The sequence below is a fragment of the Mesorhizobium sp. M2A.F.Ca.ET.067.02.1.1 genome, from assembly GCF_004023285.1.
Taxonomy (GTDB): domain Bacteria; phylum Pseudomonadota; class Alphaproteobacteria; order Rhizobiales; family Rhizobiaceae; genus Mesorhizobium.
The window spans coordinates 1-10,707 of record NZ_RZSB01000125.1; the positions used below are offsets into that span (position 1 = coordinate 1).

General features: G+C 63.2%; 9 protein-coding genes and 1 pseudogene. 2 read left to right on the forward strand and 8 right to left on the reverse strand.

Annotation, left to right across the window (positions count from 1 at the left end):
- The 3 genes from urtC to urtA all read right to left on the reverse strand — a co-directional run.
- Positions 1 to 1,049: urea ABC transporter permease subunit UrtC (urtC, locus tag EOA28_RS12035; protein WP_128314915.1), on the reverse strand; the 1,049-nt coding region annotated here is incomplete at its 3' end.
- Positions 1,046 to 2,662, reverse strand: a complete 1,617-nt coding sequence (urtB, locus tag EOA28_RS12040; protein WP_127253006.1) for an urea ABC transporter permease subunit UrtB — start codon at positions 2,660 to 2,662, stop codon at positions 1,046 to 1,048. The genes urtC and urtB, both read right to left, overlap by 4 nt.
- A 108-nt stretch (positions 2,663 to 2,770) precedes the next feature.
- Positions 2,771 to 4,081, reverse strand: a complete 1,311-nt coding sequence (gene urtA, locus EOA28_RS12045) for an urea ABC transporter substrate-binding protein (RefSeq protein ID WP_128314916.1) — start codon at positions 4,079 to 4,081, stop codon at positions 2,771 to 2,773.
- Between the two features lie 308 nt (positions 4,082 to 4,389).
- On the opposite strand from urtA, the gene EOA28_RS12050 reads away from it, so the two are divergent.
- Entirely contained in the window at positions 4,390 to 4,779 is a 390-nt protein-coding gene (locus tag EOA28_RS12050; RefSeq protein ID WP_126082562.1) for a hypothetical protein, read from the forward strand.
- Between the two features lie 162 nt (positions 4,780 to 4,941).
- Here the strand turns inward: EOA28_RS12050 and EOA28_RS12055 are convergent, their stop codons facing one another.
- The 3 genes and pseudogenes from EOA28_RS12055 to EOA28_RS12065 form a co-directional block, all read right to left on the reverse strand.
- Complete coding sequence (locus tag EOA28_RS12055; RefSeq protein ID WP_127253008.1) at positions 4,942 to 6,513, reverse strand: GMC family oxidoreductase; 1,572 nt, start codon at positions 6,511 to 6,513, stop codon at positions 4,942 to 4,944.
- Between the two features lie 48 nt (positions 6,514 to 6,561).
- Positions 6,562 to 7,094: pseudogene (locus tag EOA28_RS12060) on the reverse strand (gluconate 2-dehydrogenase subunit 3 family protein).
- A 77-nt stretch (positions 7,095 to 7,171) separates the two neighbouring features.
- Positions 7,172 to 7,567 (reverse strand): VOC family protein, encoded by a 396-nt coding sequence (locus EOA28_RS12065; RefSeq protein ID WP_042642790.1) that lies wholly within the window; start codon positions 7,565 to 7,567, stop codon positions 7,172 to 7,174.
- A 253-nt stretch (positions 7,568 to 7,820) separates the two neighbouring features.
- Here EOA28_RS12065 and EOA28_RS12070 point away from each other — a divergent pair, with 253 nt between their 5' ends.
- Positions 7,821 to 8,126 carry a ribbon-helix-helix domain-containing protein gene (locus EOA28_RS12070; protein ID WP_127253710.1) on the forward strand — a complete coding sequence of 102 codons (306 nt, stop codon included), beginning with the start codon at positions 7,821 to 7,823 and terminating at the stop codon, positions 8,124 to 8,126.
- Here the strand turns inward: EOA28_RS12070 and EOA28_RS12075 are convergent.
- Positions 8,123 to 8,830: a purine-nucleoside phosphorylase gene (locus EOA28_RS12075; RefSeq protein WP_127253709.1), complete on the reverse strand. Its 708-nt coding sequence runs from the start codon at positions 8,828 to 8,830 to the stop codon at positions 8,123 to 8,125. The genes EOA28_RS12070 and EOA28_RS12075 overlap by 4 nt on opposite strands.
- A gap of 158 nt (positions 8,831 to 8,988) precedes the next feature.
- The coding region (locus tag EOA28_RS12080) for an ATP-binding protein (RefSeq protein WP_128314917.1) at positions 8,989 to 10,707 on the reverse strand (1,719 nt) is incomplete at its 5' end.

Consider the following 10,707-nt stretch of genomic DNA (forward strand, 5'->3'; position numbering starts at 1 on the left):
CCCTTGGGCAGCAGCAGCGTGACGGCGACGAACAGCCCGCCCAGCGCGAACAGCCAGAATTCCGGCAGCACGCCGGTGAACCAGGATTTGCCGGCATTGACGAGCAGCGCACCGATGATCGGGCCGACGATGGTGCCGCGCCCGCCGACGGCGGTCCAGATCACCACCTCGATCGAGTTGGCCGGATCGAATTCGCCGGGATTGATGATGCCGACCTGCGGCACGTAGAGCGCGCCGGCTATGCCGGCCATGATTGCCGAGACGGTGAAGGCGAACAGTTTGACGTTCTCCGCCCGCCAGCCAAGGAAGCGGGTGCGGCTCTCGGCGTCGCGCACGGCCATCAGCAGCTTGCCGTATTTGGAACGCACGATGGCCGCGGTTACGAAGACTGCAAGCGCGAGCGTGACGGCGCTCGCGGCAAACAGCGCCGAGCGCGTCGCGTCCGCCTGCACGCTAAAGCCGAGTATGTCCTTGAAGTCGGTCAGGCCGTTGTTGCCGCCGAAGCCCATGTCGTTGCGGAAGAAGGCCAGCAGCAGCGCATAGGTCATCGCCTGCGTGATGATCGACAGATACACGCCGGTGACGCGGCTGCGGAAGGCGAACCAGCCGAAGACGAAGGCAAGCAGGCCCGGCACGGCCAACACCATCAGCGCCGCGAACCAGAAATGGTCGAAGCCGTACCAGAACCAGGGCAGCTCCTTGTAGTTCAGGAACACCATGAAGTCGGGCAGGATCGGATTGCCGTAGACGCCGCGCGAACCGATCTGGCGCATCAGATACATGCCCATCGCATAGCCGCCGAGCGCGAAAAAGGCGCCGTGGCCGAGCGAAAGGATGCCGCAATAGCCCCAGACCAGGTCGAGCGCGAGGGCCAGCAGCGCGTAGCAGAGATATTTGCCGACCAACGCTACGATGTAAGGCGGGATGTAGAAAGCGCTTTGCGGCGACACCGCGAGGTTGAGCAGCGGCACGATGATGGCTGCCGCGAGCAGCGCGAAGATCGTAACGCCAATCCGGCGATCGGCGGCAAAGAAGCGCTGCGCGATCATGCTTCCACCGCCCTGCCCTTCAGCGCGAACAGGCCGCGCGGGCGCTTCTGGATGAACAGGATGATCAGCACCAGGACGACGATCTTGCCGAGCACCGCGCCGGCATAGGGTTCGAGGAACTTGTTGACGATGCCGAGCGAGAAGGCGCCGACCAGCGTGCCCCACAGATTGCCGACGCCGCCGAACACCACGACCATGAAGCTGTCGATGATGTAGCCGCGGCCGAGATTGGGCGACACGTTGTCGATCTGGCTGAGCGCCACGCCGGCGATGCCCGCAATGCCGGAGCCCAGCGCGAAGGTCAGCGCGTCGACCCAAGGCGTCTTGATGCCCATGGAGGCCGCCATGCGCCGGTTGGCGGTCACGGCGCGCATCTGCAGCCCCCAGGGCGTGCGCTTCATGACGTAGAGCAGGACGCCGAACACCGCTAGCGCGAACACCAGGATCCACAGCCGGTTCCAGGTGATCGCGAGCTGGCCGATATCGAACGAGCCGGACATCCAGGACGGATTGCCCACCTCCTGGTTGGTCGGCCCGAAAATGGTGCGCACCGCCTGCTGCAGGATCAGCGAAACGCCCCAGGTGGCCAGCAGCGTCTCGAGCGGCCGGCCATAGAGGAAGCGGATGATGCCGCGCTCGATCGCGAGGCCGACAAGCGCCGCGACTAGGAAGGCGAGCGGCAGCGCGATCACCAGCGACCAGTCGAACAGGCCGGGAAACGAGGTGCGGATCACCTGCTGGACGACGAAGGTCGTATAGGCGCCAAGCATGACCATCTCGCCATGCGCCATGTTGATGACGCCCATGACGCCGAAGGTGATGGCGAGGCCGATTGCTGCGAGCAGCAGCACCGATCCGAGCGAGATGCCGTACCAGATGTTCTGCCCCGCATCCCAAAATGCCAGCGTCGAATTGATACTCGCGATTGTGGCCGTCGCCGCTTCCTTGACCGCTCCGGAGGCGTTGGCCTCGACGGAGGTGAGAAGCGAGACCGCGTCGCGGTCGCCGCGGGCGCCGATCAAGGCAATTGCGGCGAGCTTGTCCGTATCGGGCTTGTCCGAAACCAGTATGGAAGCGCCACGCGCCTGCTCCAGCAAAGCCTTGACGCTCGCCACGGTTTCACTGGCGATCGCCGCGTCGAGCGGCTCGATGTTGGCGGCATCAGGTGTCTTGAACATGGTGTCGGCGGCGGCGATGCGGACAGTCGGATCCTTGGAACCAAGCGTCAGCGTGCCCAATGCATCGCGGATAGTGCGGCGCAAGGTGTTGTTGACGCCGATCTGGGTTAAGTCATCTGCGGAAGCCTCGCCCGCTGCCTCGCCGCTCAGCGGGTCGAAAAGCTGGATGCTGTCGCTGCCTTCCTTGCCGACAAACACCATCGAGTCGGCGGCGCGACTGTAAAGATTGCCTTCCGCCAATGCAGCAAGCGGCCGTTCGACAGCCGGATCGCCTGTGGCTGCCAACTCGCGAACGATAACTCCCGTCTCGGAAAAGTCCGCAGCTGTCGCGAATTTGGCGATGATGGCACGCAGATCGGCTTCCGCAGCGCCCGAGGAGGACAGCGTCGTCAGCAGGAACAAAAGCGTGAGGCCAATCGCACGGAAGATCTTCATCGGTATTTGGCGACCCTTGAAGGGTTTAATGGGCGTCCGGACGGTGGAGGAAACCGTCCGGACGCGCGCAGTCTTGGGCATGGACCTGATGGTCCAGCCCGGGGAGGATCAGTTGGTGCCCTTGCCGCCGCACTTGCCGGTTTTGACATTGAAGTTGCCGCAGCTGAGCGGCGCGCGCCAATCGGAAATCAGGTCCTTGGAATCGGGCAGGTAGTCGGACCATTCGTCGCCCATCACAAGGCCGGGCGTCTTCGAGACCGTCTGGAACTGGCCATTGGCCTGGATTTCACCGATCAGCACCGGCTTCGTGATGTGATGGTTCGGCATCATCGCCGAATAGCCGCCGGTCAGGTTCGGCACCGAAACGCCGACCATGGCGTCGATGACCTTGTCCGGATCAGTGGTGCCGGCCTTCTGAACCGCCTTCACCCACATGTTGAAGCCGATATAGTGAGCTTCCATCGGGTCGTTGGTGGTGCGCTTGTTGTTCTTGATGAACTTGTGCCAGTCGGCGATGAACTTCTTGTTCTCGGGCGTGTTGACGCTCTCGAAATAATTCCAGGCGGCGAGATGGCCGACCAGTGGCTTGGTGTCGAGACCGGCGAGCTCTTCCTCGCCGACCGAGAAGGCCATGACCGGGATGTCCTCGGCCTTGATGCCCTGGTTGCCGAGTTCCTTGTAGAACGGCACGTTGGCATCGCCGTTGACGGTCGAGACCACCGCGGTCTTCTTGCCGGCCGAGCCGAAGTTCTTGATCGCCGAGACCTCGGTCTGCCAGTCGGAGAAGCCGAACGGCGTGTAGTTGACCATGATGTCCTCGGCCGGCACACCCTTCGACTTCAGATAGGCTTCGAGGATCTTGTTGGTGGTGCGCGGATAGACGTAGTCGGTGCCCTCGAGCACCCAGCGCTTCACCGAGCCGCCATCGGCGCTCATCAGGTAATCGACGGCCGGAATGGCCTGCTGGTTCGGCGCAGCGCCGGTGTAGAAGACGTTGCGCTCGCTCTCCTCGCCCTCATATTGGACTGGATAGAACAGGATGTTGTCGAGCTCCGAGAACACCGGCAGCACCGACTTGCGCGACACCGAGGTCCAGCAGCCGAACACGGCCGCGACCTTGTCCTTCGAGATCAGCTCGCGCGCCTTCTCCGCGAACAGCGGCCAGTTGGACGCCGGGTCGACGACCACGGCTTCCAGTTTCTTGCCGAGCAGGCCGCCCTTGGCGTTCTGCTCGTCGATCAGCATCAGCATGACGTCTTTCAGCGTCGTCTCCGAAATCGCCATGGTCCCCGACAGCGAATGGAGAATACCGCCCTTGATCGTGTCTTCCGCCGCCTTCGCGGAAGCCGACGCCAGCAGGCCAGCCGCGACGACGCCCGCCGACAGGATCTTTGTTATTTTCGCGAAGTTACCCCTCATATGACACGCTCCCAAGCTTGGTTGTTTGCACCGCCACATAGACCGTGCAAGCGACGTGCCAGACGGGAATGCGCGCAACGGAATTGCGGGATAACGATGAGATTACAGCCGGTTATCCAGTAGCCGGGAAACTTTTAGATCCACTGCCACGCGACCAAGTTGAGAAAAGTTTACGCAGCACTGCCTAGATTCTGCCCAATTGGTAAAAATGCCTTAAATTTCATCATGCAGACAAAAGGCTGGCTGATCGGCCCTGTTGCAGGGCCATGGCGAAATGGGGCAAGGTCGCCGCGCAAACGAGCGACGTCATGACCCTGCGAACGATCCTGAGTTTCCTGCTTCTGCTGTCCGCCGCCGGAAGCGCGCATGCCGATTTCACCGACGGCAAGCTGCCCGACGGCGCCTATCACTGCGAGGTCTACCTGCTCGGCCTGTTCCTCGACCTCGGCGTGATCACCATCAAGAGCAACCTCTATAGCGGCCCGGTGACCTTCGGCGCCACGCCGCAAGCCTACGACTACCAGATGAACCCCAATGGCGAGATCACCTGGCTCGGGCCGCTCGGCGGCTACACCAGCGGCGGCAACTCGATCTCGATGACCCAGGCGACGCTCGACGACCCGAGCGGCCCCTCCTTCGACATCATCATGAAGCAGCAGGACGGCGCCTTCACCGCCTCGACCTGCACCAGAAGATAGCCGCCGGCTCCGCATAAAAAGGCGCGGAACCCTTTCGGGTCCCGCGCCAGCAGGCAGTCGGGAGGATGAACGCAATTCCAGGAAAAGTGCTTAGCGGTTTTCCGTCCGGAATTGCGTCAAACAAAAATAGCTGGAGCGGATCGGCGGTGACGCCGAACCGCTTCAGATAGTCTTGGCCGACATCTGCGCCGCGATGTAGTCGGCCTGGCCGATCGCCAGTGTCACGATGGTCAGCGTCGGGTTCTCCGCCGCGCCGCTGGTGAACTGGCTGCCGTCGGAGACGAACAGGTTCTTGATGTCGTGCGACTGGCCGTGCTTGTTGACGACTCCGTCCTCCGGCTTCTCGCTCATCCGGTTGGTGCCGAGATTGTGGGTGGAAGGATAAGGCGGCGTGGGGAAGGTTCGCGTCGCCCCGACAGCGGCATAGAGCGCCTGGCCTTGGCTGTAGGCATGGTCGCGCATCGCCGTGTCGTTGGGGTGATCGTCGAAATGGACGTCGGCGATCGGCATGCCGTGCTCGTCCTTTTCGTCCTTGTGCAGCGTGATGCGGTTCTCCTCGCGCGGCATGTCCTCGCCGACGATCCACAGGCCCGCCATATGATCGTAGTGGTCGAGCGCCGTGGTGAAGGAACGGCCCCAGCCGCCGGGATTGAGGAAGGCCGCCATGAACGGCAGGCCAAGCGACAATGTCTCCATCTCGTAGCCGCCGACGAAGCCGCGCGACGGATCGTGGCGCGCCTCGTCGCGGATGATGCCGGCCATGGTGGTGCCGCGATACATGTGCACCGGCTTGTCGAAGATCGCGTAGACCGAGCCGGTGGTGTGGCGCATGTAGTTCTTGCCCACCTGTCCCGACGAGTTGGCGAGCCCGTGCGGGAACTTGCTCGATTCCGAATTGAGCAGCAGGCGCGGGCTCTCGATCGAATTGCCGGCCACCGCGACGATGCGGGCCTTCTGTTCCTGCAGCTTGCCGTCCTTGTCAGCATAGACGACGCCGGTCACCTTGCCGGAAGCGTCATGGTTGATCTTGATCACCATCGAATTCGGCCGGACCTCCAGATGTCCGGTCGCTTCGCCCTTAGGGATTTCGGTATAGAGCGTCGACCATTTGGCGCCCCATTTGCAGCCCTGGAAGCAGAAGCCGGTCTGCTGGCAGGAGTTGCGGTCGTCGCGCTGCACCGAATTGATCGCCATGTTGCCGGTGTGGCATTCCTTGTAGCCGAGCTTGTCGGCGCCGGCCTTGAGCACCTTGAAATTGTTGTTGCCGGGCAGCCGCGGCCAATTGTTGGTGCCGGTGACACCCATCTTGGCTTCGGCCTTGGCGTAATAGGGCTCCATCTCGGCCAGCGTCACCGGCCAGTCGAGGAGGTTCGCGCCCTTGACCTTTCCGTAGGTCGTGGCCGCCTTGAATTCATGCTCCTGGAAGCGCAGCGAGGCGCCCGCCCAGTGCGTGGTCGAACCACCGACCGATTTCACGATCCAGGCCGGCAGGTTCGGGAAATCCTTGGCCACGCGCCAGTCGCCCGAGGTGGTGCGCTTGTCCTTCCAGGCGAGCTGGGCAAAGGAATCCCACTCGTCATTGATGAAATCCTCATATTCGTGGCGTGCGCCCGCCTCGAGGATGACGACGTCGATGCCTTTCTGCGCCAGCTCGTTGCCGAGCGTGCCGCCGCCGGCGCCGGAGCCGATGATGACGACCACGCCATCGTTCTTGAGATCAAATGATGCTGCCATGGTTTCCTCCCATGAAATCCGTCGAAATGCGGTTCAGGACAGAGCGGCCTACAGCCACTCGATGTCGTTGAAGCCGCGCGCGATGTAGCCGCCCTTGGAATAGGACTCGCCTTCGTAGCCAAAGATCGGCCACAGCTCCTTCTGGTTGTAGAGGCTGACGACAAGGCCGCCGCGCACCGCCTGGAAGAACGGCGTCTTCTCGATGCCGGTGAGCAGCGCGACCCGCTGCTCTTCCCAGCCGATCCCGCGATAACCGCCCTTGCCGGCCTTCTTGTCGAGCTCGGCGATGCCCTTCTCGATCAGTTCCTTATGGGCCGGGTCCTTGGCCGCCGTCTCGTCATGGCCCTTGACGGCAATGGCGTAGTATTTGTCGGGCACCTGGTCGTGCGGATAGATGTCGCGCGCCACCTGGATCAGCGTCGCCATCGTCTCGGGTTTCAGCGCCGAGGTTTCGAGACCCCAAGCGTGTTCGGGGCTGATGACGGCGCTGCCGGAGATGATGAGCAGCGCGCCGGCGCCGCCGCGCTTGAGAAAAGCTCTCGCCGCGAAAGCCCGGCTTTATTCTCATAAACTGTAACCATGATTTCCTCCCTGCTTGCTGTTCGCGCCCCTGAGGGCGCCGTTGCTGGCGCCGCGCCTCTCCGCGGCGGAATGTCCCCTATTGGAAGCGCCCTCCTCGCTGCAGGACCTCGATCTTGTAGCCGTCGGGATCCTCGATGAAGAAGAAGCGGGCAATCCGCACCCCGTCGTGATTGAACTCGACAATCTTCCTCGGATTGAAGCCGAGCGCGCCGATCCGATCATGCTCGCTGTCGAGATCGGCGACCGAGACGGCGAGATGGCCGTAGCCGTCGCCCAGCGCATAGGGCTCGGTGCGCCCCTTGTTCACGGTCAGCTCCACCTCGAAGGGCGAGTCCGCATTGCTGAGATAAATCAGTGTGAAGGTCTCGAAATCGAGCCGCTGCGCCACCTCGAGGCCGAAGGCCTTGTTGTAGAAATCGACGGACCGTGCCTCGTCGAGAACCCTGATCATGGAATGGATCGCCTTCGCCAAATCGGACTCCGCAGCTTTCTTGATTTCGAAGCCGATTATGCGTGCTGGCGAAAAAAGGTGGTGGCAGCCGATTACCACGCATGCGGCTTGGAAATGGCTAGTCTCCCGGCGCGGGCGAGGATGGGCGCGCCTAAGGACGAAAGTCTGATTGCCGTTGCCGGCCGTTGGATCGAAGATGACAAACGCAGGCAGTGTTCAAAAAGGCGCCGGCTCGCTCAATCGGCGCCCAAGACAAACAAAACGGGAGGTACTGATGTGCAGAGTCTTCGCCGGGCAAGACCCGGAAGGCTACCGGCAGATCAACCGGTCGATTCGCATCGACGGTCATTCGACCAGCATCCAGCTCGAGGCGACATTCTGGGGTCTGCTTGACGAGATCGCCGACAGCCAGGGACTGACGACACCGAAATTCATCTCGAAGCTCTATGACGAGGCGATCGAGATCAACGGCCAGATCCCGAACTTCGCCTCCATGCTGCGCACGACCTGCGCGCTCTATCTGCGCGGCCACCGGCCCAATGCCGAGGAACAGGCTGCGTTGAAGCGGGAAGCCGCCTAACTCTCTGCCGCGACTTCGAGCGCCAGCCGGGTCATGTCGGTGAAGAGGGCCTGACGCTCCGCATAGTCCGTCAGCTCGCCGGTGGCGATATGATCGACCACGGTGAGCAGCGACAGGGCCCGGGCGCCGAACTGCGCGGCAATCCGATAGAGCGCGCTGGTCTCCATATCGACCGCCAGCGCCCCGAGCGCCCTCGGCTCGTCGAACCGCGCGCGGCCGTCGGGATGGTGGAACACGTCGCTGCAGATTGTCAGCCCGGCGCTGCAGGCGATGCCGAGATCAGCCGCGCGTCGCAGCGCCAGCGCATGCAGCGCCGGATCCGGTCCCGCCGGCTGGTACAGCCCGAACACCTGTCCGCTAATCGCGCTCTCCGCCCGCACTTCGCTGGAGACGACGAGCCCGCGCAAGGGCACATCGTCTGACAAGCCGCCACTGGTGCCGGTGCGTATCAGCGTCTTCACGCCATGATAGTCGAGCAATTCGTGCGCGTAGATCAGGAAGGATGAAACGCCGATGCCGGTCGCCTGGATGCTGACCGGCTTGCCGCGGAACCGGCCGGTGAAGCCCAGCGCGCCCCTTCGGCGGTTGACGCAGCGAGGCGCCTCGAGAAAGGTCTCCGCCATCCATTGGGCGCGCTCGGGGTCGCCCGGCAACAGCACCGTTTCGGTATAATCGCCCCTGTCCGCCTCGATATGCGGCGTCACGCGCTACTACCCTCCGATAGACCCATCCGGCGACCATCATGGCAGGGCCGTCGCAATGTGCAAGCGATAGCTCATTTGGAAGCAATTCCAGCGAGCTGTAAGGCGGTCAGGCACCAGCGCCTTCGCCTTGCGTCGTCCGTCCCAATTGCGTCAGTGCTCTAGGATTCCAGCACGTCCTTGACGATCGTCGCCAATTGCTTCAGCGAGAACGGCTTCGGCAGGAAGCCGAAATGGGCGTCGGCCGGCAGGTTCTTGGCAAAGGCGTCCTCGGCATAACCCGAAACGAACACGAACTTGATGTCCGGCTGACGCTTGCGCAGCTCGCCGAGCAATGTCGGCCCGTCCATCTCCGGCATCACCACGTCGGACACCACGATATCGACCTTGCCGCCGAGCGCCTCGAACACTTCCAGCGCCTCGACGCCGGACGACGCTTCATGCACGGTGTAGCCGCGCGACGTCAGCGCCCGCACACCGCCCATGCGCACGGCGTCCTCGTCCTCGACCAGAAGCACGGTGGCCGAACCGGACAGGTCCTTGGCCGTATCGGCCGGCTTGGCCGGAGCCGCCGCCACGGCTGCCGGCGCCGCGCCGGGCTCGGCCTGCTTCTTCATCTCGGCGATGTGGCGCGGCAGGAAGATGCGGAACACCGTGCCCTTGCCGACCTCGGAATCGCAGAAGATGAAGCCGCCGGTCTGCTTGATGATGCCGTAGACCATCGACAGGCCGAGGCCGGTGCCCTTGCCCACTTCCTTGGTCGTGAAGAACGGCTCGAAGATCTTCTTGAGAACGTCGGGCGCAATGCCGCTGCCGGTGTCCTCGACATCGACGAGCACATAGTCGGCCGGCGTCAATTCGCGATAGGCGAAGGATTTGCATTCTTCCGTCGTGACGTTGCGGGTGCGCACGGTAAGATCACCGCCGCTCGGCATGGCGTCGCGGGCGTTGACGGCGAGGTTGACCACCACCTGCTCGAATTGGCCGATGTCGACCTTCACCGGCCACAGGTCGCGCCCGTGGTCGATCTTCAGCTTGATGTCGTTGCCGACAAGGCGGGCGAGCAGCATCCGGAGATCGGCCAGGACATCGGTCAGGTTGAGCACTTCCGGCCGCAGCGTCTGCTTGCGCGAGAAGGCCAGCAATTGCCGCACGAGCGAAGCCGCCCGATTGGCGTTCTGCTTGATGTTCATGATGTCGGGGAAGGACGGATCCGACGGACGGTGGTTGGTCAACAGAAGGTCGGACGCCATGATGATGGCGGTGAGCACGTTGTTGAAGTCATGCGCGATACCGCCGGCAAGCTGACCGACCGCCTGCATCTTCTGACTCTGCGCCATCTGGCCCTCGAGCGCCTTCTGCTCGGTGGTCTCGACCGCATAGACGATGGCCGATTCCTCGGCGCCCTCGCTGCCCGCGCTGTCGGCGACGGCGTTGACGTAGAAGCGGATATGGCGCTCCTCATTGCCGGGCAGCACGGAGTCGATCGGCTCGATATTGGCCTGCCGCTGCCTGGCCTTCTCGAAGGCGGCGGCGAAGGCCGGCCGGTCGCGTTCGTGGACGATGGTCTCGAACCGCACCCGCCGGTCGACGGCGTCGCGGTCGACCACGGATGAAAACAGCTGCAGGAACGGCGCGTTGGTGCGCAGGATGCGCCCGCTCGCATCGACGCCCGCGATAGCCATGGGAGTCGAGTTGAAGAAACGGGTGAAGCGAACCTCGGAGGCCCGCAGTTCCGCCGAAGCGTCCTCGCCCTGGGTACGGTTGAGCACGATGGTGCGGGTCGGGCCGTTCACGCCCTCGCGGCTTGCCGAAACCCGGTGCATGAAGCGCACCGGCAGCGCCTGGCCGCTCATGGTGGTGAGGTCGAGGTCGATGAC